Source organism: Microbacterium sp. (assembly GCF_036277215.1).
Taxonomy (GTDB): domain Bacteria; phylum Actinomycetota; class Actinomycetes; order Actinomycetales; family Microbacteriaceae; genus Microbacterium.
The window spans coordinates 1-24,276 of the sequence record NZ_DASUNI010000342.1 but is presented as its reverse complement, the minus strand read 5'-3'; the positions used below and the strand labels follow the sequence as shown (position 1 = coordinate 24,276).

General features: G+C 68.4%; 26 protein-coding genes and 1 tRNA gene. 22 read left to right on the top strand and 5 right to left on the bottom strand.

The features are described from left to right. Both VFX99_RS16410 and VFX99_RS16405 read left to right on the top strand, forming a co-directional pair. Positions 1–129 (top strand): sigma factor-like helix-turn-helix DNA-binding protein (locus VFX99_RS16410; protein WP_329667361.1); only part of this gene is annotated, 129 nt, incomplete at its 5' end. Further along, complete coding sequence (locus VFX99_RS16405; protein WP_329667360.1) at positions 116–829, top strand: anti-sigma factor; 714 nt, start codon at positions 116–118, stop codon at positions 827–829. The genes VFX99_RS16410 and VFX99_RS16405, both read left to right, overlap by 14 nt. A gap of 23 nt (positions 830–852) precedes the next feature. On the opposite strand, the gene VFX99_RS16400 is transcribed toward VFX99_RS16405, so the two are convergent. Continuing rightward, positions 853–1,428, bottom strand: coding sequence for a hypothetical protein (locus VFX99_RS16400; RefSeq protein ID WP_329667359.1), 576 nt, complete (start codon positions 1,426–1,428; stop codon positions 853–855). Beyond that, positions 1,425–2,273 (bottom strand): inositol monophosphatase family protein, encoded by an 849-nt coding sequence (locus VFX99_RS16395; protein WP_329667358.1) that lies wholly within the window; start codon positions 2,271–2,273, stop codon positions 1,425–1,427. The genes VFX99_RS16400 and VFX99_RS16395 overlap by 4 nt, the downstream gene beginning before the upstream one ends. Before the next feature lie 91 nt (positions 2,274–2,364). On the opposite strand from VFX99_RS16395, the gene VFX99_RS16390 reads away from it, so the two are divergent. From VFX99_RS16390 to VFX99_RS16340, 11 genes are all read left to right on the top strand, one after another. Further along, positions 2,365–2,437: transfer RNA gene (locus VFX99_RS16390), tRNA-Lys, on the top strand. A 70-nt stretch (positions 2,438–2,507) separates the two neighbouring features. Beyond that, positions 2,508–3,053: a ribonuclease H gene (locus VFX99_RS16385; RefSeq protein ID WP_329667357.1), complete on the top strand. Its 546-nt coding sequence runs from the start codon at positions 2,508–2,510 to the stop codon at positions 3,051–3,053. 146 nt (positions 3,054–3,199) lie between these two features. Beyond that, positions 3,200–4,408: a substrate-binding domain-containing protein gene (locus VFX99_RS16380; RefSeq protein WP_329667356.1), complete on the top strand. Its 1,209-nt coding sequence runs from the start codon at positions 3,200–3,202 to the stop codon at positions 4,406–4,408. Positions 4,409–4,418: 10 nt separating this feature from the next. Further along, entirely contained in the window at positions 4,419–5,186 is a 768-nt protein-coding gene (locus tag VFX99_RS16375; protein ID WP_329667355.1) for an ABC transporter ATP-binding protein, read from the top strand. After that, on the top strand, positions 5,183–5,920 hold the full coding sequence (locus VFX99_RS16370; RefSeq protein WP_329667354.1) for an ABC transporter ATP-binding protein: 738 nt from the start codon (positions 5,183–5,185) through the stop codon (positions 5,918–5,920). Before VFX99_RS16375 ends, VFX99_RS16370 begins: the two co-directional genes overlap by 4 nt. Continuing rightward, on the top strand, positions 5,917–6,792 hold the full coding sequence (locus tag VFX99_RS16365) for a branched-chain amino acid ABC transporter permease (protein ID WP_329667353.1): 876 nt from the start codon (positions 5,917–5,919) through the stop codon (positions 6,790–6,792). Before VFX99_RS16370 ends, VFX99_RS16365 begins: the two co-directional genes overlap by 4 nt. Beyond that, positions 6,789–7,892: a branched-chain amino acid ABC transporter permease gene (locus VFX99_RS16360; protein ID WP_329667352.1), complete on the top strand. Its 1,104-nt coding sequence runs from the start codon at positions 6,789–6,791 to the stop codon at positions 7,890–7,892. Before VFX99_RS16365 ends, VFX99_RS16360 begins: the two co-directional genes overlap by 4 nt. Continuing rightward, positions 7,889–9,454, top strand: a complete 1,566-nt coding sequence (locus VFX99_RS16355) for a class I adenylate-forming enzyme family protein (protein WP_329667351.1) — start codon at positions 7,889–7,891, stop codon at positions 9,452–9,454. Before VFX99_RS16360 ends, VFX99_RS16355 begins: the two co-directional genes overlap by 4 nt. Then, complete coding sequence (locus tag VFX99_RS16350; protein WP_329667350.1) at positions 9,438–10,139, top strand: TetR/AcrR family transcriptional regulator; 702 nt, start codon at positions 9,438–9,440, stop codon at positions 10,137–10,139. The genes VFX99_RS16355 and VFX99_RS16350 overlap by 17 nt, the downstream gene beginning before the upstream one ends. Further along, entirely contained in the window at positions 10,136–10,888 is a 753-nt protein-coding gene (locus tag VFX99_RS16345; RefSeq protein ID WP_329667349.1) for a 3-hydroxybutyrate dehydrogenase, read from the top strand. The genes VFX99_RS16350 and VFX99_RS16345 overlap by 4 nt, the downstream gene beginning before the upstream one ends. Beyond that, entirely contained in the window at positions 10,873–11,808 is a 936-nt protein-coding gene (locus VFX99_RS16340; RefSeq protein ID WP_329667348.1) for an alpha/beta hydrolase, read from the top strand. Before VFX99_RS16345 ends, VFX99_RS16340 begins: the two co-directional genes overlap by 16 nt. Before the next feature lie 62 nt (positions 11,809–11,870). Here VFX99_RS16340 and VFX99_RS16335 read toward each other — a convergent pair whose 3' ends face one another. Then, positions 11,871–12,662, bottom strand: coding sequence for an IclR family transcriptional regulator (locus tag VFX99_RS16335; protein ID WP_329667347.1), 792 nt, complete (start codon positions 12,660–12,662; stop codon positions 11,871–11,873). Positions 12,663–12,770: 108 nt separating this feature from the next. On the opposite strand from VFX99_RS16335, the gene VFX99_RS16330 reads away from it, so the two are divergent. Genes VFX99_RS16330 through VFX99_RS16315 form a run of 4 tightly spaced genes read left to right on the top strand, consistent with a single transcriptional unit; the run spans position 12,771 to position 15,920 of the window. Then, positions 12,771–13,571 (top strand): CoA transferase subunit A, encoded by an 801-nt coding sequence (locus tag VFX99_RS16330; protein WP_329667346.1) that lies wholly within the window; start codon positions 12,771–12,773, stop codon positions 13,569–13,571. 2 nt (positions 13,572–13,573) lie between these two features. Then, entirely contained in the window at positions 13,574–14,242 is a 669-nt protein-coding gene (locus tag VFX99_RS16325; RefSeq protein WP_329667345.1) for a CoA transferase subunit B, read from the top strand. Beyond that, positions 14,239–15,423, top strand: coding sequence for an acetyl-CoA C-acetyltransferase (locus VFX99_RS16320; protein WP_329667344.1), 1,185 nt, complete (start codon positions 14,239–14,241; stop codon positions 15,421–15,423). Before VFX99_RS16325 ends, VFX99_RS16320 begins: the two co-directional genes overlap by 4 nt. A gap of 29 nt (positions 15,424–15,452) precedes the next feature. After that, entirely contained in the window at positions 15,453–15,920 is a 468-nt protein-coding gene (locus VFX99_RS16315; protein ID WP_329667343.1) for a GNAT family N-acetyltransferase, read from the top strand. Here VFX99_RS16315 and VFX99_RS16310 read toward each other — a convergent pair. Then, positions 15,892–16,152, bottom strand: coding sequence for a hypothetical protein (locus VFX99_RS16310; RefSeq protein ID WP_329667342.1), 261 nt, complete (start codon positions 16,150–16,152; stop codon positions 15,892–15,894). The two genes, VFX99_RS16315 and VFX99_RS16310, sit on opposite strands and share 29 nt — an antisense overlap. 73 nt (positions 16,153–16,225) lie before the next feature. Here VFX99_RS16310 and VFX99_RS16305 point away from each other — a divergent pair, with 73 nt between their 5' ends. The 5 genes from VFX99_RS16305 to ilvC are packed head-to-tail and all read left to right on the top strand — an operon-like array spanning position 16,226 to position 23,597. Then, positions 16,226–18,451, top strand: coding sequence for a bifunctional alpha,alpha-trehalose-phosphate synthase (UDP-forming)/trehalose-phosphatase (locus VFX99_RS16305; RefSeq protein WP_329667341.1), 2,226 nt, complete (start codon positions 16,226–16,228; stop codon positions 18,449–18,451). A gap of 9 nt (positions 18,452–18,460) precedes the next feature. Then, positions 18,461–20,167 (top strand): dihydroxy-acid dehydratase, encoded by a 1,707-nt coding sequence (ilvD, locus tag VFX99_RS16300; RefSeq protein ID WP_329667340.1) that lies wholly within the window; start codon positions 18,461–18,463, stop codon positions 20,165–20,167. A 44-nt stretch (positions 20,168–20,211) separates the two neighbouring features. Beyond that, positions 20,212–22,014 (top strand): acetolactate synthase large subunit, encoded by a 1,803-nt coding sequence (locus VFX99_RS16295; protein ID WP_329667339.1) that lies wholly within the window; start codon positions 20,212–20,214, stop codon positions 22,012–22,014. Between the two features lie 4 nt (positions 22,015–22,018). Further along, positions 22,019–22,528: an acetolactate synthase small subunit gene (gene ilvN, locus VFX99_RS16290; RefSeq protein WP_329667338.1), complete on the top strand. Its 510-nt coding sequence runs from the start codon at positions 22,019–22,021 to the stop codon at positions 22,526–22,528. Between the two features lie 43 nt (positions 22,529–22,571). After that, on the top strand, positions 22,572–23,597 hold the full coding sequence (gene ilvC, locus VFX99_RS16285; protein ID WP_329667337.1) for a ketol-acid reductoisomerase: 1,026 nt from the start codon (positions 22,572–22,574) through the stop codon (positions 23,595–23,597). A 120-nt stretch (positions 23,598–23,717) separates the two neighbouring features. Here ilvC and VFX99_RS16280 read toward each other — a convergent pair. Further along, positions 23,718–24,276, bottom strand: a 559-nt coding sequence (locus VFX99_RS16280) for a hypothetical protein (RefSeq protein WP_329667336.1), incomplete at its 5' end; no start/stop codon positions are given.

Below are 24,276 nucleotides of genomic sequence, written 5' to 3'. Positions count from 1 at the left end.
TTCGACGACCTCACACATCAGGAGATCTCACGGCGGCTCGACATGCCGCTGGGGACCGTCAAGAGCCACATCCGACGAAGTCTGGAACGAATGCGCACGCGACTGGAGGTGACACATGCCGCACATTGATCCCGAGAGGCTGGCGCTCTTCGCGCTGGGTGAGCCGGGCGCCACGCCCGAAGAGTCGGAGCACCTCGCCGACTGCGCGGTGTGCGTCGACGAGCTCGCGGCGCTACGCCACGCGGCCGTCGCGGGCCGCGCCAGCTTCGACGTGGGCGAACTCGAGAGTCCTCCCGAGGCGGTGTGGGAGCGGATCGCAGCCGAGCTGTCTCTGGGCTCCACCCCTCAGCCGGAGGCGGCGAATGTGGCCGCCTCGACCGCCGTTCGGCCGAGGCGCACGGCGTTGCGGATCTGGGCGCTCGCGGCATCCTTCGTTCTGCTCGCCGGCATCGGGCTCGGCGTCTGGGCACTGACCCAGCGGGTCTCGCTGACCGAGGTCGCCGAGGCGACGCTCGCCGCCTTCCCCGATCACCCCGACGCGGAGGGCACGGCGATCGTGGAGGAGCGCTCCGACGGGTCGCTCGAGCTCAAACTCCGACTGTCCGCGGATGCTGCTCCCGACACCGTCCGCGAAGTGTGGCTGATCACGGCGGACGCCTCGGCATTGGTCAGCCTCGGGCTGATCGAGGGCCGCGAGCAGACGTTCTCGATCCCGGCCGACGTCGATCTGCGCGACTACGTGCTGGTCGACGTGTCGCAGGAACCTGTGGACGGCAACCCCGACCACTCCGGCGACTCGATCGTGAGGGGCGAGCTCAGCTTCCTGTGAGCCTCGCGGAGCCGGTTCTCTGATCAGGCGGGAGGCCACACCACGAGGAGGAGGCCCTGCTTCGTGTCGGCGTACTTCACCCAGCCGTCCCCGAACAGGTACGTCAGCCCATAGCCTTCGGCGTCGGTGGCGACGGTCGTCTCGGAGCTCTCGGTGACGATCACGCCGTCCGGGGTGTTCTCCTTGTGCCAGCCCACCTCGAGCAGGTGCTCCTGGGCGTCGGCGGCATCGGCGTCCGAGATCGGCGCCCAGCCGAAGATCTGAACGTGATCGGTCGCCGTGGAGAAGTCGCCCCAGATGCACTGGATTCCCTCGGGGATCTCGATCTCGCCGGCCCGGAAGGGCTCGGCACGGCTCGTCCAGCCGACGTCCGCGAAGTCCTCCGCGGTCTGGACCGGAATGATGGTGTCGCAGGCCGGCTCGGCAGCCGGCTCGTCGCTCGTCGTCTCGAGCGGGGTCGGCGAGGGCGAGGTCGGAGCAGGCGTCGGGCTTGTCGCTCCGTCGGACGAACCGCCGGAGGTGGTCGCGCAGGCGGTTGCGGCGAGCATCGTCGCAGCGAGCACGACGGACGCTCCGAGGAAGTTCGGCAAGCGTGTCATCGAGCGGCCTCCGCGCGTGCGTCTGCGTGCAGGAGGTCCAGGAACGCAGAGTGCAGCACACCGTTGGTGGCAAGCGACGAGCGGTCTCCGATCGAGTCGACGCCTTTGAACGAGGTGAAGCGGCCACCGGCTTCGGTGATGATCGGAACGAGCGCCGCTACGTCGTACTCCTTCACGCCGAACTCCGCGACGAACTCGAGCCTGCCTTCGGCGAGCAGCATGTACGGCCACGTGTCACCGTAACCGCGATCGCGCCAGACGGCGCGGGAGAGTCGGGTGAGGGCATCCAGCTGCCCCACCTCGTCCCACTGACGGATGCTCTGGAAGCTGATGCTCGCATCCTCCATCGTGTCGATGGATGACACGGCCAGCCGCCGGGACGTGCCGTCGGGCGTGTTGGTCCAGGAGCCGAGGCCGGTCGCGGCCCACCAGCGCCGGCCGATTGCGGGCTGGCTGGCGACCCCCACCCGCGGCACGCCGTCGATCGAGAGTGCGATGAGCGTCGTCCACATGGGGATGCCCTTGAGGTAGTTCGCCGTGCCGTCGATCGGATCGATGATCCACTGCCGGGCGGTGTCGCCGGTCACCCCGAACTCCTCGCCGAACACGCCGTCGTCGGGGCGCTCGACCTCGAGGATCGTGCGGATCGCGCGCTCGGTCGCGAGGTCGGCTTCCGTGACGTGCGACGCGTCCGCCTTGAGCTGGACGTCCAGATCGGACGCGTCGAAGCGGGCCATGGATGCCGCATCCGCGGCATCTGCGAGTCGAAGAGCGAGCGTCAGCTCGGGCCCGAGATCCCCTTCGAAAGGCCTGCGAAAAGACACCGGCGAAGAGGGGGAGGTCACGTTTTCCAGGATAACCGGCGGCACCTGGCCGATTTCCGAGTGTTGCAATCGTGATGGTAATGTTGACCCTCGGTTCGCCCCGGTGAACCATGCACCTCTAGCTCAATCGGCAGAGCAACTGACTCTTAATCAGTGGGTTCAGGGTTCAAGTCCCTGGGGGTGCACGTCTTGCTGAAGGGCTCCCATCCGGGGGCCCTTCAGTTTTTCGCCAGTCCGTTGTGGGAGGTCGGGACCATGAGCCGCTACACCGTCGCGACAGACGGCGCGTGCATGCGCAATCCCGGACCTGCCGGGTGGGCGTGGGTCGGCGAAGACGGACGCTGGGCGGCGGGATCGCTGGTCGCAGGCACCAACAACATCGGCGAGCTGCTCGCGGTGCTGTATGCAATCCGCGACCACGCCGAAGTCGCCGACCTGTGCATCCAGGCCGATTCGATGTACGCGATCAACTCGTACCGCACCTGGATGGATGCGCACGCGCGCCGCGGGTGGAAGACCAGCACCGGTGCGCCGACCAAGAACGCCGACATCCTCGCCGAGCTGATGCGCGCTCGCGACGCGCGCCGGGCCGCAGGGCTGCCCGACGTCGCATTCGAGCACGTGCGCGGGCATGCCGGCCATCGCCTCAACGGCTGGGCGGATGAGCGCGCCGTCCGTGCGTCGCACCACGGCGACCGGGGCCTCGCAGCGGTGTGGTCATCCGACCGAGGACAGGATCTGCTCGATGTGAGCGTCGACGCGCCGAAGGCCGGCGAGGACAAGACCCCGCGCGAGGGCTGACGGCGGCACGGACCCTTGATCGCGAATCGGTAACGAGTGCGCGGCGTGCGCCCGCTCGGCTTGACACGACAGTGTGCGATTCCTACATTGGCAATACCTGAATCGGTTTTCAGGTTGCAGAACTTCCAATGGTGAAAGGCACGCACATGCGGGTTACGAAGAAGTTGCTCCTGGGCTCCGTGGTCGCCACGGCAGCGCTCGTCCTGGCGGCCTGCGCGCCGCAGGCCGGAGCGCCCGCCGGCGATGCGTCGGAGACGCCGAGCGGACCGGCCGAGATCACGGTCGGCATCGTCACGAGCGAGACCGGGCCGCTCGCCGGCTACGGCGCGCAGTATCTCGAAGGCTTCAAGGCCGGGTTGGACTACGCGACCGACGGCACGGGCGAGATCGACGGCACAGCGATCACCGTGGAGTACAAGGACGACGCCGGCGACCCCGACAAGGCCGTGACCGCCGTCAAGGAGCTCATCGGCGCGGGCGTCAACATCATCGGCGGCAGCGCGTCGTCGGGTGTTGCCCTGGCCGTCGCAGAGCAGGCCGCCCAGAACCAGGTGCTGTTCGTCTCGGGTCCGGCGGCCGCCGACGCGATCACCGGAGTCAACGAGTACACGTTCCGCTCCGGTCGCCAGAGCGCGCAGGATGTCGCGACCGCGGGAACATTCCTCGACGACATCGAGGGCAAGACGATCACGGTCTTCGCACAGAACAGCGCGTTCGGTCAGGGCAACGAGGCCGCCGTCAAGGCGATCCTCGGCGCTCAGGGTGCGACGGTGAACTCCGTCCTCGTGGCCGAGGACGTGACGGAGTTCACCCCCTTCGCGCAGCAGGTGCTGGCCGGGGACCCCGACCTGGTCTTCGTCGCATGGGCCGGCGCGACCTCCGGCGCGATGTGGCAGGCGATGAGCCAGCAGGGCGTCCTCGACGAGATCCCGGTCGTGACCGGCCTCGGCGACGCAGCGACCTTCGGGGCGTACGGCGAAGCATCCGAGAAGATCAGCTTCCTCAACCACTACTTCCCGGGAGCGAACGACACCGCCGCGAATGAGGCGATGATCGAGCTCATCGAGGAGGAGGACGGCACCCCCGACCTGTTCAGCCCGGACGGGTTCAACGCGGCGATCATGATCGTCCACGCCATCCAGGAGGGCAAGGGAGACGTCGACGCGATGATCGCGGCTCTCGAAGGCTTCGAATTCGAGGGACCCAAGGGCCAGATGACCGTGCGCGAGGGTGACCACGCACTCATCCAGGAGATGTACCAGGTCAAGCTCGTCGCCGACGGCGGGGCGTTCGTCCCCGAACTCGTCGACACCGCTTCGGCCGACGAGGTCGCGCCGGCCGAAGTCGCTGAGTAGCACCCGGCTGATGAGCATTCCTGTCCCGTCCGCGCTCCGCATCGAAGGTCTCGGCCTTCAGATCGGCGGCGCGACGATCCTGAAGGATGTCGAACTCGACGTCGCCGCCGGCTCGCTCGTCGGTGTCATCGGACCCAACGGAGCCGGCAAGACCACGCTGTTCAACGTGATCTCCGGCCTGATGAAGCCCACGTCAGGACGTGTCCTGATGAACGGCGACGACATCACCTCGGCGTCCGTGCCCGCTCGGGCGCGGGCGGGACTGGGACGCACCTTCCAGACCTCGAGCCTCTTTCCGAGGCTCAGCGTCCTGGAGAACGTGCGGCTCGCGGCGCAGGTCTCGCTGGGCGGCGACTACTCGCTGCTGCGTTTCCCGCGACGAACGGATGCCGCCACCGAGCTCGCTTTCGCGAAGCTCGAGGCCGTCGGTCTCAGCCACAAGCTCGACACGGCGGCCGGCGACATCTCGCACGGCGACAAGCGCAAGCTCGAGATCGCAGTGCTGCTCGTGACCAACGCGAGCATCGTCCTCCTCGATGAGCCGATGGCCGGCGTCGGCTCGGGTGATGTCGCGGGGCTGGTCGAGAACATCCGCGACATGCAGCGCCAGAACGGCTGCACGGTGCTGATGGTGGAGCATCACATCGACGTGCTGATGGGGCTGGTGCAGAAGGTCGCCGTGATGTACTTCGGCAGCATCATCGCCTACGACACGCCGCAGAACATCATGGACGACCCGCTCGTGCAGAGCGCCTACCTCGGAACAGCGGCCGCATGAGCCCGAACATCCTCGAGGTGCGCGGTCTGCGCTGCTCGATCGCCGGACAGCAGGTCGTCGAGGACGTCACGTTCTCGGTGCCGGCGACCGGAATCACCGCTGTGCTGGGCCGCAATGGTGTGGGCAAGACCTCGACGCTGCGCGGCATCCTGGGTCTGATCACCCGTCGCGGCGAGGTCGAACTGGCGGGGGAGCGCATCGACGGCCTCCCCACGCATCGCATCGTCCAGCGGGGAGTGGGATACGTGCCCGAAGACCGCGAGGTGTTCGCACGACTCACGGTCGCTGAGAACCTGGCTCTCGCTGAGCGTCAGAAGAACCCACGCCGCGAGTTCGTCGACGCGCTCTTCCCCGACCTGGTGCAGCGCCGCGATCAGATGGCCGGCACGCTCTCCGGTGGCCAGCAGCAGATGGTCTCGGTCGCCCGCGCGCTCCTCAACGAGAACCGGCTGCTGCTCGTCGACGAACCCACCAAGGGTCTCGCCCCCAGGATCGTCACCGAGGTCACCGACGCCCTGCTGGAAGCCTCCAAGATCGTCCCGATCCTGCTCGTCGAACAGAACCTCGAGGTGGTGCGGCGGCTCGCAGACGGTGCCATCGTGATCGGTGGGGGACGCGTCGTGCACACGGGTACGGCACGCGGCATCCTCGACGACGACGACCTGACCCGCCGGCTGCTCGGCGTGCACGCGGAGCAGAGCAATTCGCCTGCGACCGAGGAGGGCCTCGTATGAGCATGCTCATCCTGACCCTCATCACCGGCGTCGGACTAGGGGCCCTCTACTTCCTCGTCGCGTCCGGGCTGAGCCTCATCTACGGCCTCATGCACGTGCTGAACTTCGCGCACGGTGCGTTCCTCACCCTGAGTGCGTTCATCGGCTGGCTGGTCGCACAGGCGCTCGGCACCGCATCCTGGGCGTCGTTCCTCCTGTCGATCGTGGTGGGTGCGCTGGTGGGCGCGGCCTTCGCAACCCTCACCGAGCTGGTTCTGATCCGTCCGCTGTACGAACGTCACATCGAGCAGGTGCTCGTCACGGTCGGGCTTTCGTTCGCAGCCGTGGCGCTGTTCGAAGGCATCTGGGGTACCGACCCGATCAACATCGCCGGCCCGCCGTGGCTGAAGCAGACGACAGAGGTGCTCGGTGCACGCATCCCGAACACGTACTGGGTGCTGATGATCGCCGCGGCACTCGTCCTGGCGGCGCTCGTGCTGTTCCTGCAGAAGACGCGCTACGGCATGATCATCCGCGCCGGGGTCGAGAACCGCTCGATGGTCACGGCGCTCGGCATCGACGTGCGACGCTCGTTCACCCTCGTCTTCGCCATCGGCGGCGCCGCGGCGGGCATCGGGGGCGTGCTCGCGATGCACTACACGACGTTCGTGTCGGCCCACCTCGGCTCGACCCTCCTGATCTTCGCGTTCATCGTGACCGTGATCGGCGGACTCGGATCGCTCACCGGCGCGGCGATCGCTTCGGTGCTGGTCGCCGTCCTGCAGCAGTTCGCCAATTCGTATCTCAGCGGAACGGGCGACTTCATCGTCGTCATCCTGCTGGCGCTGGTGCTGCTCGTGCGTCCCTCCGGGATTCTGGGGAGGAAGGCATGATGCGGCGCTGGATCCCGGCGATCGTGGGCATCGCGCTCGTGGTCCTCATGGCGGTGCTCCCGCTGCTGAACCTGTCGCTGCCCGGCATCCTGCCCACGCCCACGTACATGCCCGGAACGCTCGCGCTGCTGTCACTGTGCATGGTGTTCGCCGCGCTGGCATTGTCGTACAACCTGCTGCTGGGTTCGGCGGGGATGCTCTCCTTCGGCCACGCCCTCTACTTCGGCGCCGGTGCGTACGGCTTGGGAATCGGGCTCGAGCACTTCGGCGTGCCGCTGTTCCCGGGCATCTTCATAGCCCTCATCGGCGGCATGATCATCGCGTTCCTGACGGGAGCCGTGGCGATGCGCGTCTCCGGCATCCCGTTCGCGATGGTCACGCTCGCCTTCGCGCAGGCCGGGTCCGTGATGGTTCGACGCAATTCCGACATCACGGGCGGCGAAGAGGGATTGGGGCTGGCGACGGAGCAGGTGCCCGACTTCCTCATCGGCGTCGTCAACACCCGCAACCTGTACTGGTTCACGCTCGTCGTGCTGGTGATCGTCTACCTGGTCGTCCTGTGGGTCGACACTTCCCGCCTGGGCCATCTCGCCCGCGCCACCCGCGAGAACGAGCAGCGGGTGCGGGTGCTCGGACTTCGTCCGTACCGCGCGAAGCTCACGGTCTTCGTGATCGCCGCAGTGCTGGCCAGCCTCGCCGGGGTCGCCTACATGCTGCTGCAGTCGGGCACGGTCCCGCGGGCGGTGTCGGCCGACCTGACCATCACCATCCTGGTCATGGTCGTGCTCGGTGGCGTCGGCTTCCGCTGGGGTGCCATCGTGGGAGGCGTGCTGTACACACTGCTCGATCAGCGCCTCACCGTGCTGGCCGGCTCGGAGGCGATCGCGGGCCTTCCCGACTTCCTGCGCATCCCGCTGTCGGAGCCCCTGTTCCTGCTCGGCGTCCTGTTCATCCTGGTCGTGATGTTCCTGCCGGGCGGAATCGCCGGCACGATCGACGCCTGGTGGCGCCGCCGGCGCGGCGAGAAGGCGCGACTCTCGCTGCGAACGATCGACGACGCGGATGCCGAGGCCGAAGCGCCCGTGGAAGTGCGCGCATGAGCTGGGAAGCCGCACTCGAGGACGGGTCGCACACGGTCGGACGCTGGCTGACCGACCGTGCCGCGCAGTCTCCTCAGCGCATCGCGATCGACGATCGGGGCGTCACGATCGACTACGCCACGCTCGCGCAGCGCGCGATCGAGCTCGCCGACCGACTGCGCACGGCCGGCTTCGGACCCGGCCACCGATCGGCCACGATCTCGGGCAATTCGACCGACCACGTCGTGGCGTTCTTCGGCTGCGCGCTGGCGGGCATCGCTTTCGTGCCGCTCTCGTGGCGGCTGACCCCGCGCGAGCTCGGCGACATGCTGCGGCGCTCCGATCCGGCGCTCGTGCTCATCGACGACGAGTACGCCTCGCTCGCCGGCGCGGCGCTGCGCGGACTCGATGTGATGCCGCCGGTTGCGCAGCTCGGTTCCACGGGGGTCGAGGCGTCCGTTCCCTGCGCCCGCGAACCCCGCCCGCCACGGCATGTCCACGACGACGATCCGCTGCTGATCATCTTCACGTCGGGCAGCGAGGCGGCGCCGAAGGGTGTGGTGCTCACCCACGCCAACTGCTTCTGGAACAACCTCGCACTTGCGCAGGCGCTGCCGCTGAGCTCCGATGACGTCGTGCTGGCGATGCTGCCGCAGTTCCATGTCGCGGCGTGGAACTGCCAGCCGCTGCTTGCCTGGTGGGTCGGGGCCACGGTCGTGCTCGAGCGATCCTTCCAGCCCGCCCGGGCGCTGCAGCTGATCCACGAGCGCCGTGTGACGGCGATGATGGGGGTGCCCACCCAGTACGCGCTGCTCGCGGCTGACCGGGCCTGGGCGTCGACCGACGTGTCGTCGCTGCGGCTCGCGCTGGTCGGAGGAGCGACGATGCCGTCTGAGCTGCCCGCCGCTTGGGGCGTGCGCGGAGTCGCCCTCACCCAGGGATACGGCCTGACCGAGGCGGCACCGAATGTGCTCTACCTTCCCTCGGGCGAAGCCGCCGCGCATCCGGGCGCAGTGGGACGCCCGTATCCGCACGTCGGCGTCCTGGTCGCCGACCCCGACACACTGCTGCCGCTCGAGGGGGCCGCGACCGGAGAGCTGTGGGTGCGCGGACCGAGCGTCTTCGCGGGGTACCTCGGCGATGACGCGGCGACGGCCAGGGCGATGGCCAGGGACTGGCTCCGCACCGGCGACCTCGTGCACCGGGACCTGTCAGGCGTGTTCCGCGTGGTCGACCGGCTCAAGGACATCTACATCTCCGGCGGGGAGAACATCGCCCCGGCCGAGGTGGAGCACGCACTGTGCCTGCATCCGCTGATCGAGGCCGCGGCCGTCGTCGGCGTGCCCGACCCGGTGTGGGGCGAGCGCGGGGTCGCGTTCGTCGTCCCGGTCGCGGGCTCGCTGCTGTCGGCCGACGAGGTGCTCGCCCATGCCCGGCGCAACCTCGCCGCATTCAAGGTTCCCGTCCGGGTCGAGTTCGTCGACTCACTCCCGCGGTCGACGATCGAGAAGCTCGCACGCTCCCGGCTCCGGGATCGCGCTCGGGCACTCATGGAAGGTGCGCAGCATGACCATTCCCGATGAGCTGCTCGGCGACGACGCCGCGCTGATCTCGCCCGCCACCGGACGCCCGCTCACCAAGCGAGGTGAGGCGACCCGACGACGCCTGCTGGAGGCGTCCGAGACCGTCTTCGCAGAGCAGGGGTACCACGAGGCGTCGATAGTGAAGATCACCGAGCGCGCCGGCATCGGCCTGGGAACCTTCTACCTGTACTTCGACAGCAAGCAGTCGATCTTCGAGGCTCTGGTGATCGACCTCAACCGCCGGGTGCGCCATTCGATGTCGGAGGCGATGGCCGGCGCCTCGTCGCGGCTCGAGGCCGAACGAGCGGGATTCGCCGGCTTCTTCCGCTTCACTGCCGAGCATCCGGCCCTCTACCGCGTCGTGCGCGAAGCCGAGTTCGTGTCGCCCGAGACGCTGCGACTGCACTACACCCGCATCGTGGAGGGCTATGAGGCCGGGCTTCGCGCCGCACAGGATGCCGGCGATGTCGACCGCGCCCTCGATCCGGAGATCACGGCGTGGGCGCTGATGGGCATGGGCGAGTTGATCGGCATGCGCTTCCTTCTGTGGGAGCGTGACGGCACGGGCAAGCCGCCCGCGGTGCTCGATCCCGGTGTCTTCGACGACATGATGCGGTTCATCGACAACGCTCTTGCGCCGCGGCGCGATGCGGGCGGCAGGACAACGGAAGGCAAGGACGCATGACAGACCAGGACCTCGCGGGCAAGCGCGCGCTCGTCACCGGCGGCGCGAGCGGCATCGGGCTCGCGTGCGTGCGCGAGTTCGCAGCTCGCGGCGCACACGTCGTGGTCGCCGACCACCACCAGTACCTCACCGAATCGATCGCGGATGAGGTCGGGGGCGACGCGTGGCTCATCGATCTCGCCGCCGTCGAAGAGCTGGAGTCGGTCTCGCTCGACGCCGACATCCTCGTGAACAACGTCGGCATCCAGAGGGTGAGCCCCATCCCCGACTTCGATCCGGAGAATTTCCGGCTGATGCTGCGGCTCATGGTCGAATCGCCCTTCCTGCTGATCCGCGCGGTCCTGCCCGGCATGTACCGGCGTGGCTGGGGCCGGATCCTGAATGTCTCCAGCGCGCACGGTCTGCGCGCGAGCGCCTTCAAGTCCGCGTACGTGACCGCGAAGCACGGGCTCGAGGGACTGTCGAAGGTGACCGCACTGGAGGGGGCCGAGCACGGCGTCACGAGCAACTGCATCAACCCCTCGTACGTGCGGACGCCGCTTGTCGAGCACCAGATCGCCGATCAGGCGCGGGTGCACGGGATCCCCGAGGAGGAGGTGCTCGAGAAAGTCCTGCTGACCGAGAACGCGATCAAGCGTCTCATCGAGCCCGAGGAGGTCGCGTCGCTCGCGGGATGGCTGGTGTCCGACCAGGCCGGAATGGTCACGGGCGCCTCGTACACGATGGATGGCGGATGGACCGCACGGTGAGCCGCTACCGCACTCTCGATGTTCCCGTCGCGGGCGGCGATCTGCGCGTCGGGGTGTGGGACGCGTCGACGGGGCCGAGCGACGGCGACAGACCTGCGGATGCCGCGCCATCGGTGCTGCTGATCCACGGGGTGACGGCGTCCCACTTGGCCTGGCCTCTGGTGGCGGAGCGCCTGGATGGCGTACGGGTGATCGCACCCGACCTGCGCGGGCGCGGTCGGAGCAATGGAATCAGCGGACCGGCGGGTTTGGATGCCCACGCGAAGGACCTGGTCGAGGTCCTCGATGCCCTCGAAGTCGAGCAGACCGTCGTCGTCGGCCACTCGATGGGTGCGTTCGTCGCGCTCGTCCTGGGGGAGCTGTACCCCGAGCGCGTGTCGCGGCTCGTGCTCGTCGATGGGGGCCTGCCGCTCGACCTTCCGGACGGCCTGTCTTCAGAGCAGGTCATCCAGCTCGTACTGGGGCCGACGGCAGAGCGGCTGGCGATGCGCTTCGAGTCGGTCGAGGCGTACCTCGACTTCTGGCGCGCGCACCCCGCGTTCCGGCGCGACTGGTCGCCGGCGCTGGAGGCGTACCTGCGCTACGACCTGGTGGGGGCAGTGCCCGACCTGCGTCCGTCGACCAGCTACGCGACGCTCGAAGAGGATTCGATCGACCAGAACACCGGGACGGCGATCGTCGACGCGCTCGCGCGGCTGCGGCATCCGACGGTGTTCCTGACCGCGGAGCGCGGGCTTCTCGACCAGGTCCCGCCGCTGTATGCGCAGGAGCGGCTGCCCGAGCTGCTGGCGACCTACCCGGGTCTGGAGCACGCGGCGGTGCCCGACGTGAACCACTACACGATCGCACTCTCCGAGCGCGGGGCGGATGCCGTCGCTGCGGTGGTGCGCGAGCACCTGGTGGTGCACCCCGGTCGTTGAGCGAGCCGCAGGCGTCGAACCTCGGTCGTTGAGCGAGCCGCAGGCGAGACGAAACGCCGCTCTCAGCGGTTGGTCGCCGCCACCCGCGTCGTCAGCTGATGTGCGTGCGCGAGCAGGGTGCGCCCCAGGTCGGCCAGGCGGTCCGGGCCGAAGCGGAATTCCACGCCCGTCAGACTCAGCGCCCACTGCGGGTGGCCTTCGCGCGTGAAGACCGCGGCGCCCAGGCCGAAGCTCCCTTCCACGATCAGTCCCGGGTTCAGCGCGTACCCGCGCGCCCGGGTCTCCCGCAGCCGTGCGCGCAGCCGCTTCTCACCGTGCGCAGCGCCCCATTCACTCGCCAACTCCGGGTGCCGCTCGAAGTACGCGTCCACATCGTGGGGTGATAGGAAGGCCAGGATCGCGAGCCCGGCGGAGGCGACCCCGAGCGGAAAGCGCACCCCCTCCGACAGGACGAAGGACCGGATCGGAAAGCTCCCCTCCTCCCGCAGAAGACACACCGTCTCGTCGCCGCGGCGCACCGAGAGGAATGCACTCTCCTCCGTGCGCACCGCGAGCGAGCGCACGATGTCGCGTGCGATCCCGGTGATGTCATAGCGCGATGCCGCGGCGCTGCCCATCAGGTACAACTCGGGGCCCGGCATCCAAAGGCCGGTCTTCTCGTCTTGATCGACCAGACCCTCGTTCCGCAGCGCAGCGAGCAGGCGATGCGCCGTCGGGCGAGTGAGCTCGGCGCGACGCGCCAAGTCGGCCACCGTGAGGCCTCCCGCGCCGCCCGATGTCACGAGACGCAGCAGCCGTGCGGCCCGCGCCACGGACTGCGCGCCGGGAACCGTTCGATCGCGGGAAGCGTCCATCATATGGACACTACGCCGCGCCGCATCCACATGGCAACGGGGTCGGCGGCCCGCGCATCGACCCGGGCGCAGGATGGATGTACTGATCCCCAGACACAGGAGTCGCCCGTGATCGACAAGACATTCCGGTCCGCCACCGAGGCCGTCGCGGACATCCCGGACGGCGCGTCACTCGCCGTCGGCGGTTTCGGCCTGTCCGGCAACCCGATCGCCCTGATCGAGGCGCTGCTCGCACAGGGAACGACCGATCTCAGCATCGTCAGCAACAACTGCGGCGTCGATGACTGGGGTCTCGGCATCCTGCTGAACGCCCACCGCATCCGCAAGATGACGTCCTCATACGTCGGCGAGAACAAGGAGTTCGAGCGGCAGTTCCTCTCCGGTGAGCTCGAGCTCGAGCTCACGCCGCAGGGCACGCTCGCAGAGAAGCTCCGCGCCGGAGGCTCGGGCATCGCCGCGTTCTACACGCAGACCGGCGTCGGCACGCAGGTCGCCGAAGGCGGCCTCCCGCGCAGGTACGACGGGCAGGGCGGTGTTGCCATAGCCTCGCCGGTCAAGGACGTTCGCACCTTCGACGTGACCGGTGTCGATCGGGAGTACGTCCTCGAAGAGGCGATCGTCACCGACTTCGCGCTGGTGCACGCTCTCAAGGGCGACCGGCACGGCAACCTGATCTTCAACAAGGCGGCTCGCAACTTCAACCCGCTCGCCGCCATGGCGGGCCGGGTCTGCATCGCCCAGGTCGAGGAGCTCGTCGAGCCCGGCGAGCTCGATCCCGACTCGATCCATCTGCCGGGCATCTACGTGCACCGCATCCTCGAGGTCGGGACCGACATCGAGAAGCGCATCGAGCGGCGTACCGTCTCGGTCGCCGAGGCCCTGAGCCGCGACATCCCCGAAGGAGCATGACCATGGCCCTGACCCGCAACGAGATGGCCGCCCGCGCGGCCGCCGAGCTGTCCGACGGCTCGTACGTCAACCTCGGCATCGGCCTGCCGACCCTCGTGCCCAACTACGTGCCCGAGGGGATGACAGTCGTGCTCCAGTCCGAGAACGGAATCCTCGGCGTCGGTCCGTATCCCACCGAGGAGAACGTCGACCCCGACCTCATCAACGCCGGCAAGGAGACGGTCACCACGTTGCCCGGCACGGCCTTCTTCGACTCGGCGACGAGCTTCGGCATGATCCGCGGCGGCAAGATCGACGCTGCCATCCTCGGCGCCATGCAGGTGTCGGCAGCCGGGGATCTGGCGAACTGGATGATCCCCGGAAAGATGGTCAAGGGCCCCGGCGGTGCCATGGATCTGGTGCACGGCGCAGGCAAGCTCATCGTGCTGATGGAGCACGTCGCCAAGGACGGCTCGGCGAAGATCGTGAACGAGTGCTCGCTGCCGCTCACCGGCCGGGGAGTCGTCGATCGCATCATCACCGACCTCGCCGTGATCGATGTGACGGATGCCGGTCTCGTGCTCGTCGAGACCGCCCCGGGCGTCAGCGTCGAAGAGGTGATCGCCGCGACCGAACCACCGCTCACGGTCTCGGACCACCTCACCACCGTCGCACTTAAGGTGGACGCATGAACACCGAAGACGTCGTCATCGTCGCTGCAGCCCGCACGCCGCAGGGCCGCCTGAAGGGCCAGCTCGCGCCGCTGACCGCCGTGCAGCTCGGCAGCGCCGCCATCCGCGGAGCGCTCGAGCAGAGCGGCATCGCACCCGAGGCGGTCGATGCGGTGCTCGTCGGCCAGGTGCTGCCGGCCGGCTCCGGCCAGAATCCCGCGCGTCAGGCCGCGGTGGGAGCCGGCATCCCGTGGGACGTCCCCTCGGCATCCGTCAACAAGGTGTGCCTGTCGGGCCTGACCGCGATCATCGACGGCGTCCGCATGATCGCCGTCGGCGACGCCACCGTCGTCGTCGCCGCGGGCATGGAGTCGATGACCCGTTCGCCGCACCTGCTGATGGGCTCGCGCGACGGGTGGGCGTACGGTTCGGTCGAGGTGCTCGACCACATGGCCTTCGACGGCCTCACCGACGCGTACGACCACGAGAGCATGGGCGCGTCGACCGAACGGCACAACGGCCGTCTCGAGGTCACCCGTGAGATGCAGGATGCCGTGGCCGCCCGATCCCACCAGCGCGCCGCCGCCGCGACCGAGGCGGGCGTCTTCGAGGGCGAGATCGTGCCCGTGGAGATCCCGCAGCGCAAGGGCGACCCGATCCTCGTCACGAAGGACGAGGGCATCCGCCCGGAGACGACGGTCGAGACGCTGGGAAGGCTGCGGGCCGCGTTCGCCGAAGGAGGGTCGATCACGGCCGGAAACTCGTCGCAGATCTCCGACGGCGCATCGGCCGTCGTCCTGACCACGCGGTCCCACGCCGACGAGCACGGCTGGCCGGTGCTCGCCGTCGTCGGAGCATCCGGCCAGGTCGCCGGTCCGGACAACTCGCTGCACTCCCAGCCGGCGCGCGCGATCGAAAAGGCGCTCGAAAAGCAGGGGATCGCGGCATCCGACCTGGACGTCGTCGAGATCAACGAGGCCTTCGGCGCGGTCGTCGCACGCTCGCAGACCGAGCTCGGGCTGTCCGACGACGTGGTGAACATCCACGGCGGCGGCATCGCGATCGGTCACCCGATCGGCGCCTCCGGCAACCGGCTCGTCGTGCACGCCGTGCACGAGCTCGTGCGTCGCGGTGGCGGAACCGCCGCGGTCGCCCTGTGCGGCGGCGGTGGGCAGGGCGACGCGCTGATCCTCACACGCTGATCGCGATTCCTGCGGCCTAGGGTCGATGCATGACCTCGCTGGCACCGCTCACGGCCGACGATCGCGACGACTGGCTCACGCTGTGGCGCGGCTACCTCCAGTTCTACGAGGAGGACCTCGCGCAGACGCAGACCGAGCTCACGTTCGTGCGACTGACCGACTCTACATATCCGATCCATGGGGCGCTTGCGCGCGACGACTCCGGCGCGGCCGTCGGCCTCGTGCACTGGCTGACCCACCCGGCCACCTGGTCGGAGGGGCCGTACTGCTACATGGAGGACCTGTTCGTGTCGCCCGACGTTCGGGGGAGCGGCATCGGCGCCGCGCTGGTCGAGCACGTGCGCGCATGGGCGCAACGCGCGGGTTGCTCCAAGGTGTACTGGCTCACGCAGCGCGACAACGACACGGCACGCAGACTCTACGACCGCGTGGCCCGGCACTCCGGATTCGTGCAGTACGAGATCGACCTCAGCGGGTCCGGCGCAGGCGCTTCTTGAGCAGCTTCTCGGACTTGCCGGCCACAGGTGAATCCGAGTCGATCAGCTTGCCGACGGACGCCCGGCGCGTGTCGACGATCGTGCCGATCGCGAGGGCCAGCGATATGCCCCAGCTGATCCACGCCAGGGCGATCCGCCAGGTGAACCGCTCCTCGCTGCGCAGCCCTCGCAGCAGTGTGATGCCGCCCATGATCGCCGTGACGAGCCCTGTGCCGAAGAGGTACTTGCGCATGGCGTCCACGCTACCGCGCGCGGTGCTGCCGTCGCCCCGCTGTTAGCCTGGAGTTCCCGGATCAGGAGCGTGTGTGGATAAGGCTGAGTTCGTCGTCGTCGCCAACCGGCTCCCCGTGGACCGGACGGTCGACGCGGACGGATCGGATGCCTGGAGGCGCTCTCCGGGCGGGTTGGTCACCGCGCTCGAGCCCGTCATGCACAAGGCCGACGGGGCGTGGGTCGGCTGGGCCGGGCAGCCCGATGTAGTGCTGGACCCGTTCGAGTTCGAAAGCACGCTGCTCGTTCCGGTCACGCTGAGCGCCGAGGACGTCGAGCTGTACTACGAGGGCTTCTCGAACGACACGATCTGGCCGCTGTACCACGACGTCATCGCCGAGCCGCGGTACAGCCGCCTCTGGTGGGACGCTTACGTCCGCGTCAACCGTCGCTTCGCCGAAGCCGCCGCCGCAGCAGCCGCCGACGGCGCGACGGTATGGGTGCAGGACTACCAGCTGCAGCTTGTGCCACGAATGCTCCGAGAGCTGCGGCCCGACCTCGTGATCGGCTACTTCCACCACATTCCGTTCCCGGCGTACGGCTTGTACTCACAGCTGCCCTGGCGGCGTCAGGTGCTCGAGGGTCTGCTCGGCGCCGACGTCATCGGCTTCCAGCGTGTGGCGGATGCCGGCAACTTCGCCCGCGCCGTCCGTCGGCAGCTGCGCTACGAGACGAAGGCGTCCGGCATCGCGGTGCCGAATCCCGACGGCACCACGCGCATGTCTCTCGCGAGGGCATTCCCGATCTCGATCGACGCGTCGTCGTACATCGAGCTGGCGCGGCGCCCGGACGTGCAGGAGCGCGCTCGGCAGATTCGCGAGAGCCTCGGCAACCCGAAGCGCATCTTCCTCGGGGTCGACCGCCTCGACTACACCAAAGGCATCCGCCACCGGCTGAAGGCTTACGGCGAATTGCTGACGGAAGAGAAGCTGAGCGTCGACGACGTCACGCTCGTCCAGGTCGCCAGTCCGAGCCGGGAGCGCGTCGCCGCGTACATCCAGCTGCGCGACGAGATCGAGCTGACCGTCGGCCGCATCAACGGCGACTTCGACACGATGGGGCACACGGCGATCCGCTACCTGCACCAGGCATATCCGCGCGAGGAGATGGTCGCGCTCTTCCTCGCCGCCGACGTCATGCTCGTCACCGCTCTGCGGGACGGCATGAACCTCGTCGCGAAGGAATACGTCGCGTCGCGAGTCGACAACCGCGGCGTGCTTCTCCTCAGCGAGTTCGCCGGCGCCGCCGATGAGCTCGGCACGGCGGTGCGGGTCAATCCGCACGACATCGAAGGCCTCAAGGAAGCCATGATGCGTGCGGTGGAGATGAGCCCCGGCGAGCAGGGCCGGCGTATGCGCGCCGCGCGCAGGCGTGTGCTCGAGCACAGCGTCGAGGACTGGTCGCGGGAGTTCCTCGAGGCCCTGGAGAAGTTCCATCCGAGGAGAAGTGTGTCCGACGACCGTGATCACCCGCAGATCGACGACCAGGCCGTCCTTGACGCACTCGCTCGCGTCGCCGCCTCCGATCGCCTCCTGGTCGCGCTCGATTTCGACGGGACGCTCGCGCCGCTGGAGGACGAGCCGATGAACGCGCGGGCTCTGCCGACCGCCGCCGCAGCCGTCGCTGCGCTCGCCGCCCTGCCCGATACCCCGGTCGCGTTCGTGTCCGGTCGCAGCCTTCATGATCTGCGCGAGATCGCCGAGCACGCAGACGATGCGCAGATCTTTCTGGCGGGTTCGCACGGGGCCGAATTCTGGCTGCCGGGCGAAGGGGCTCTCGAGACCGACGACGACGAGGATGCTCCGACGCTGCGCGATGAGCTCCGTGAGGAGATGACGGCTCAGGTCGGCGACCTGCAGGGCGTGTGGGTCGAGCCGAAGACGTTCGGGTTCGGCATCCACACCCGCGTCGCCAGCGCCGCAGACGCGCAGACCGCGCGCGATGCGGCAGACCGTCTCGTGCAGGAGCGCGCACCTCACTGGCGGCGCCGCACCGGCCACAACATCGTCGAGTACTCCTTCCGCCACGAGGGCAAGGACTCGGCCATTGCGGCACTCCGCGAGCGGCTGGGCGCGACCGCCGTACTGTTCGCAGGCGATGACGTGACCGATGAGGACGCTCTCGCCAGCCTCGGTCCCGACGATCTCGGCATACGAGTCGGCGATGGGCAGACGGCTGCGTCCGTGCGAGTGGGAAGCATCCAAGAATTGGCCGCCGCCTTGGCGCTGCTGGCGCGGATGCGGGCTGAGGGCCGGGAATAGACTTCGAGAATGTCTTCGCCGGATCAGCGCATCGATATCAAGCCCCGCAGCCGCGTCGTCACCGACGGCATCGAGGCCACGACCTCCCGCGGCATGCTCCGCGCCGTCGGAATGGGCGATGACGACTGGGACAAGCCGCAGATCGGCATCGCGAGCTCGTGGAACGAGATCACGCCGTGCAATCTGAGTCTGGACCGCCTCGCGCAGGGCGCGAAGGAGGGCGTGTTCTCCGGCGGCGGATACCCGCTGCAGTTCGGTACGATCTCGGTCTCGGACGGCATCTCCATGGGCCACGAGGGCATGCACTTCTCGCTCGTCTCGCGCGAGGTCATCGCCGATTCGGTCGAGACCGTGGTGATGGCGGAGCGACTCGACGGCACGGTGCTGCTGGCCGGGTGCGACAAATCCATACCCGGGATGCTGATGGCCAGCGCCCGTCTGGACCTGTCGAGCGTCTTCCTCTACGCCGGTTCTATCGCTCCCGGTTGGGTGAAGCTGAGCGACGGCACCGAGAAGGACATCACGATCATCGACTCATTCGAGGGCGTGGGCGCGTGCCTTGCCGGTCGCATGACCGAAGCCGACCTCAAGCGCATCGAATGCGCGTTCGCGCCCGGTGAGGGTGCCTGTGGCGGCATGTACACCGCGAACACGATGGCCTCGGTCGCCGAGGCGCTCGGCCTCAGCCTGCCGGGCTCGGCGGCACCGCCCGCCGCCGACCGCCGCCGCGACTACTACGCCCACCGCTCCGGCGAGGCGGTCGTCAACCTGCTGAAACTGGGCATCACCACCGGTGACATCCTCACCAAGGAGGCGTTCGAGAACGCGGTCGCCCTGGCGATGGCGCTCGGCGGTTCGACGAACGTGGTGCTGCACCTGCTGGCGATCGCGCGCGAGGCGCAGGTGGATCTGACGCTCCACGACTTCAACCGCATCGGCGACAAGACGCCGCATATCGCCGACATGAAGCCGTTCGGGCAGTTCGTGATGAACGACGTCGACCGCCATGGCGGCATCCCCGTCATCATGAAGGCGATGCTCGACGAAGGGCTGCTGCACGGCGACGCGCTTACCGTGACCGGCAGGACGCTCGCCGAGAACCTGGCCGACCTGAATCCCGATCCGGTCGACGGTACCGTCATCCACTCCATCGACGACCCGATCCACGCCACCGGAGGCATCACGATCCTGCACGGCACGATCGCGCCCGAAGGCGCCGTGGTGAAGTCCGCCGGCTTCGACGCGAACGTCTTCGAAGGCCCCGCCCGGGTGTTCGAGCGGGAACGCGCGGCGATGGACGCCCTCGAAGCGGGCGACATCGCCGCAGGGGACGTCGTGGTCATCCGCTACGAGGGTCCCAAGGGCGGGCCGGGCATGCGCGAGATGCTCGCGATCACCGCTGCCATCAAGGGCGCGGGGCTCGGAAAAGATGTACTACTCTTGACGGACGGCAGATTCTCAGGCGGCACAACCGGCCTGTGTATCGGCCACATAGCTCCCGAAGCGGTGGACGCAGGTCCGATCGCCTTCGTGCGCGATGGTGATCTGATACGGGTCGATATCGCGGCTCGCACTCTCGACCTACTCGTCGACGAGGCCGAGCTGGGCTCCCGCCGCTCTGGCTGGGAGCCGCTCCCTCCGCGCTATACCCGTGGCGTCCTGGCCAAGTACTCGAAACTCGTGCGCTCCGCTGCGGAGGGCGCGGTCACGGGATAAGGCCTGCCCTTCGTTCTCCCATCTCTCGACAGAGGATCATTCTCATGACCGCCGAATCCGCCACGGCCATTCCACGGCCACCCGCTCGCACCGCGCCCGCGCCCGTGCTCACGGGCGCGCAGGCGGTCGTCCGCTCCCTCGAACTGCTCGGCGTCACGGACGTCTTCGGCCTGCCCGGCGGCGCCATCCTGCCGGTCTACGACCCGCTCATGGACAGCTCCGAGCTGCGCCACATCCTCGTGCGCCACGAGCAGGGCGCCGGCCATGCGGCCGAAGGGTACGCCGCGGCATCCAACAAGATCGGCGTCGCCATCGCGACGTCGGGACCCGGCGCGACCAACCTCGTGACGGCGATCGCCGACGCGTACATGGACTCGGTGCCGATCGTGTGCATCACCGGCCAGGTGTTCTCGAACCTGATGGGCACGGACGCCTTCCAGGAGGCGGACATCGTCGGCATCACCATGCCGATCACCAAGCACTCGTTCCTGGTGAAGAAGGCCGAGGACATCCCGAGTGCGATCGCCTCGGCGTTCGCCATCGCGGGCACCGGCCGCCCCGGACCGGTGTTGGTGGACATCACCAAGGATGCGCAGCAGGCGGAAGCCCCGTTCGTGTGGCCGCCGCGGATCGACCTGCCGGGCTACCGTCCGGTGACGAAGGCGCACGGCAAGCAGATCCAGGCCGCCGCGCAGCTGCTGGCGGACGCGAAGAAGCCCGTCCTGTACGTCGGCGGCGGCGTCATCCGCTCGCAGGCGTCGCGTGAGCTGCTGACTCTCGCCGAGACGACCGGTGCACCGGTGGTCACGACACTCATGGCCCGCGGCGCGTTCCCCGACTCGCACACCCAGCACCTCGGCATGCCGGGCATGCACGGCACTGTTCCCGCGGTGCTCGCCCTGCAGGAGGCCGACCTGCTCGTCTCATTGGGCGCCCGGTTCGACGACCGCGTGACGGGCAAGGCCGCGCTCTTCGCGCCGCACGCCAAGATCGTCCACGTCGACATCGACCCTGCCGAGATCGGCAAGATCCGCGCCGCCGACGTGCCGATCGTGTGCGACCTGAAGGACGTGCTCGTCGACCTCGACGCCGCCTTCCGCAGCCAGATAGAGGGCAGGACGGTCGACACCGACGAGTGGTGGTCGTTCCTGGACGGGCTGCGCGACGAGTTCCCGCTCGGCTACTCGCAGCCGACCGACGGGCACATGTCACCGCAGTACGTGATCTCGCGCATAGGAGAGCTGACCGGACCCGAGGGCGTGTACGCCGCGGGCGTGGGGCAGCACCAGATGTGGGCCGCGCAGTTCATCAAGTACGAGCGCCCCAACGCGTGGCTCAACTCGGGCGGTGCGGGAACGATGGGCTATTCGGTGCCGGCGGCGATGGGCGCCAAGGTCGCCGAGCCCGACCGTCACGTGTGGGCGATCGACGGCGACGGCTGCTTCCAGATGACCAACCAGGAGCTCGCGACCTGCGCGATCAACAACATCCCGATCAAGGTCGCGATCATCAACAACTCCTCGCTGGGCATGGTGCGCCAGTGGCAGAGCCTGTTCTACAACGGCCGGTACTCGCACACCGACCTGAACACCGGCCACGGCACCGTCCGCATCCCCGACTTCGTCAAGCTCGCAGAGGCATACGGCTGCCTCGCGATCCGCGTCGAGAAGGAAGAGGACGTGGATGCCGCCATCCAGACGGCGCTGGAGACCAACGACCGGCCGGTCGTCATCGACTTCGTCGTGAGTGCCGACGCCATGGTGTGGCCGATGGTGCCGCAGGGCGTCAGCAACAGCTACGTGCAGTACGCCCGCGACCACTCGCCGGCGTTCGAAGAGGAGGCGTGAGCCCATGTCGACTCATGTGCTGAGCCTCCTGGTGGAGGACAAACCGGGTCTGCTGACCCGAGTGGCCGGCCTGTTCGCACGGCGCGGCTTCAACATCGAATCGCTCGCCGTGGGCGTCACCGAGGTGCCGGGACTCTCGCGCATCACGGTCGTGGTCGACGTCGACGAGCTCCCGCTCGAGCAGGTGACCAAGCAGCTGAACAAGCTGATCAATGTCATCAAGATCGTGGAGCTCGACCCCACGGCATCCGTTCAGCGCGAGCACGTGCTCGTCAAGGTGCGGGCCGACAACGCGACCCGCTCGAACGTGCTCGAGGTCGTCAACCTGTTCCGCGCATCGATCGTCGACTATGCCGCCGACGCGCTCGTGGTCGAGGTGACCGGCGACAAGGGCAAGGTGGACGCGTTCCTCCGGGCACTCGAGCCGTTCGGCATCAAGGAGCTCGCGCAGTCGGGCCTCCTCGCGATCGGCCGCGGCGGCAAGAGCATCACCGAGCGCGTCCTGCGCGGCTGACCCCTACTCTTCGTATCCCCAAACCCCAAGGAGAACTATCCCCATGGCCGAAATCTTCTACGACGCCGACGCCGACCTGTCGCTCATCCAGGGCAAGAAGGTCGCGATCGTCGGCTACGGCTCGCAGGGCCACGCCCACGCCCAGAACCTCCGCGACTCGGGTGTCCAGGTCGCCATCGCGCTGAAGGACGGCTCGAAGTCGACCGCGAAGGCGCAGGAGGACGGCTTCGAGGTCAAGAGCGTCGCCGATGCCACCGAGTGGGCGGATGTCATCATGATCCTTGCGCCCGACCAGCATCAGCGCGGCATCTACAACGACAGCATCAAGGACAAGCTGACCCCGGGCAAGACGCTCGCCTTCGCGCACGGGTTCAACATCCGCTTCGGCTACATCGATGCCCCCGAGGGTGTGGATGTCATCCTCGTTGCACCGAAGGCACCGGGTCACACCGTGCGTCGCGAGTTCGTCGCGGGTCGCGGCATCCCCGACATCATCGCCGTCGAGCGAGACGCGTCGGGCACGGCCTGGGACCTCGCCAAGTCGTACGCGAAGGCCATCGGCGGCACCCGTGCCGGCGTGATCAAGACCACCTTCACCGAGGAGACCGAGACCGACCTGTTCGGCGAGCAGGCCGTGCTGTGCGGCGGCACCTCGCAGCTGGTGCAGTACGGCTTCGAGACGCTGATCGAAGCCGGCTACCAGCCCGAGATCGCCTACTTCGAGGTGCTGCACGAGCTCAAGCTCATCGTCGACCTGATGTGGGAGGGCGGCATCGCCAAGCAGCGCTGGTCGATCTCCGACACCGCCGAATACGGCGACTACGTCTCGGGCCCGCGAGTGCTCGACGCGCACGTGAAGGAGAACATGCAGGCGGTGCTCGGCGACATCCAGTCGGGCGCGTTCGCGAAGCGCTTCATCGCAGACCAGGATGCCGGTGCGCCGGAGTTCCTCGAGCTGCGCGAGAAGGGCGCCAACCACCCGATCGAGGCGACGGGCAAGGAGCTTCGCGCGCTGTTCGCGTGGAAGCAGGCCGACAGCGACTACGTCGAGGGTTCCGCCGCGCGCTGAGCCCGACCCAGACCAGTCGTCCGATCCGGAACGGCTTCGGCCCGGTCGCCTTCCTCCCAACCCGAGGACCGGCGGCCGGGCCACCTTCGTCTCACGCCGGTGCTCGGGAATCGGTCCCGGTCAGGAGGTGAGCGCGGCGCATGTTTCGACGCGCTCCTCGCCAGGGAAGTAGGTCGCCCACTCCTCTTCTGCCAGTTCCCGCCCTGCCATCGCGCACGCGTGCAACGCCTGTACGGCAGGGCGTAGCTCCCACAGGCGGATGCCGTCGGGAAGCGCCTCGAGCAGCGTCTCGCCGTCGGCGGTGAGATAACCGCCTACCAGGTACGGGCCGAAGACATCGCCATCCACCGGCGTGGCGAGCGCAATGTCCGCAGTCAGGTCGTACAGCGTCAGCGCGTTGTTGAAACCGACGTTGAGGAGAGTTCGGCCGTCGTTGCTGACGGAGAGCAACTGGCTGCCCCCGATCGCTCGCGCGAGTGCCGAGATCGGCTCGAGGGTGTGGATGTCGTAGCGGCGCGCGTAGTTCCGCGCGACGCCGATCAGCTGATCCCCGTCGACCGCATGGCTGAAATGGAGGTCACGAAGCCCGCGAACGAGGAGCTCTCCACTCGCGATGTCGAAGACGCCGGTCTCGGTGAGGGCGTTCAGCTCGTTCCCCCAGGTGATTACGGCAAGCGCC

Coding starts and splice junctions, on each gene's coding strand:
- VFX99_RS16405 (WP_329667360.1), top strand. CDS start 116: ATGCCGCACATTGATCCCGAGAGGCTGGCGCTCTTCGCGCTGGGTGAG.
- VFX99_RS16400 (WP_329667359.1), bottom strand. CDS start 1,428: ATGACACGCTTGCCGAACTTCCTCGGAGCGTCCGTCGTGCTCGCTGCG.
- VFX99_RS16385 (WP_329667357.1), top strand. CDS start 2,508: ATGAGCCGCTACACCGTCGCGACAGACGGCGCGTGCATGCGCAATCCC.
- VFX99_RS16380 (WP_329667356.1), top strand. CDS start 3,200: ATGCGGGTTACGAAGAAGTTGCTCCTGGGCTCCGTGGTCGCCACGGCA.
- VFX99_RS16375 (WP_329667355.1), top strand. CDS start 4,419: ATGAGCATTCCTGTCCCGTCCGCGCTCCGCATCGAAGGTCTCGGCCTT.
- VFX99_RS16370 (WP_329667354.1), top strand. CDS start 5,183: ATGAGCCCGAACATCCTCGAGGTGCGCGGTCTGCGCTGCTCGATCGCC.
- VFX99_RS16365 (WP_329667353.1), top strand. CDS start 5,917: ATGAGCATGCTCATCCTGACCCTCATCACCGGCGTCGGACTAGGGGCC.
- VFX99_RS16360 (WP_329667352.1), top strand. CDS start 6,789: ATGATGCGGCGCTGGATCCCGGCGATCGTGGGCATCGCGCTCGTGGTC.
- VFX99_RS16355 (WP_329667351.1), top strand. CDS start 7,889: ATGAGCTGGGAAGCCGCACTCGAGGACGGGTCGCACACGGTCGGACGC.
- VFX99_RS16350 (WP_329667350.1), top strand. CDS start 9,438: ATGACCATTCCCGATGAGCTGCTCGGCGACGACGCCGCGCTGATCTCG.
- VFX99_RS16345 (WP_329667349.1), top strand. CDS start 10,136: ATGACAGACCAGGACCTCGCGGGCAAGCGCGCGCTCGTCACCGGCGGC.
- VFX99_RS16340 (WP_329667348.1), top strand. CDS start 10,873: ATGGACCGCACGGTGAGCCGCTACCGCACTCTCGATGTTCCCGTCGCG.
- VFX99_RS16335 (WP_329667347.1), bottom strand. CDS start 12,662: ATGGACGCTTCCCGCGATCGAACGGTTCCCGGCGCGCAGTCCGTGGCG.
- VFX99_RS16325 (WP_329667345.1), top strand. CDS start 13,574: ATGGCCCTGACCCGCAACGAGATGGCCGCCCGCGCGGCCGCCGAGCTG.
- VFX99_RS16320 (WP_329667344.1), top strand. CDS start 14,239: ATGAACACCGAAGACGTCGTCATCGTCGCTGCAGCCCGCACGCCGCAG.
- VFX99_RS16315 (WP_329667343.1), top strand. CDS start 15,453: ATGACCTCGCTGGCACCGCTCACGGCCGACGATCGCGACGACTGGCTC.
- VFX99_RS16310 (WP_329667342.1), bottom strand. CDS start 16,152: ATGCGCAAGTACCTCTTCGGCACAGGGCTCGTCACGGCGATCATGGGC.
- ilvD (WP_329667340.1), top strand. CDS start 18,461: ATGTCTTCGCCGGATCAGCGCATCGATATCAAGCCCCGCAGCCGCGTC.
- VFX99_RS16295 (WP_329667339.1), top strand. CDS start 20,212: ATGACCGCCGAATCCGCCACGGCCATTCCACGGCCACCCGCTCGCACC.
- ilvN (WP_329667338.1), top strand. CDS start 22,019: ATGTCGACTCATGTGCTGAGCCTCCTGGTGGAGGACAAACCGGGTCTG.
- ilvC (WP_329667337.1), top strand. CDS start 22,572: ATGGCCGAAATCTTCTACGACGCCGACGCCGACCTGTCGCTCATCCAG.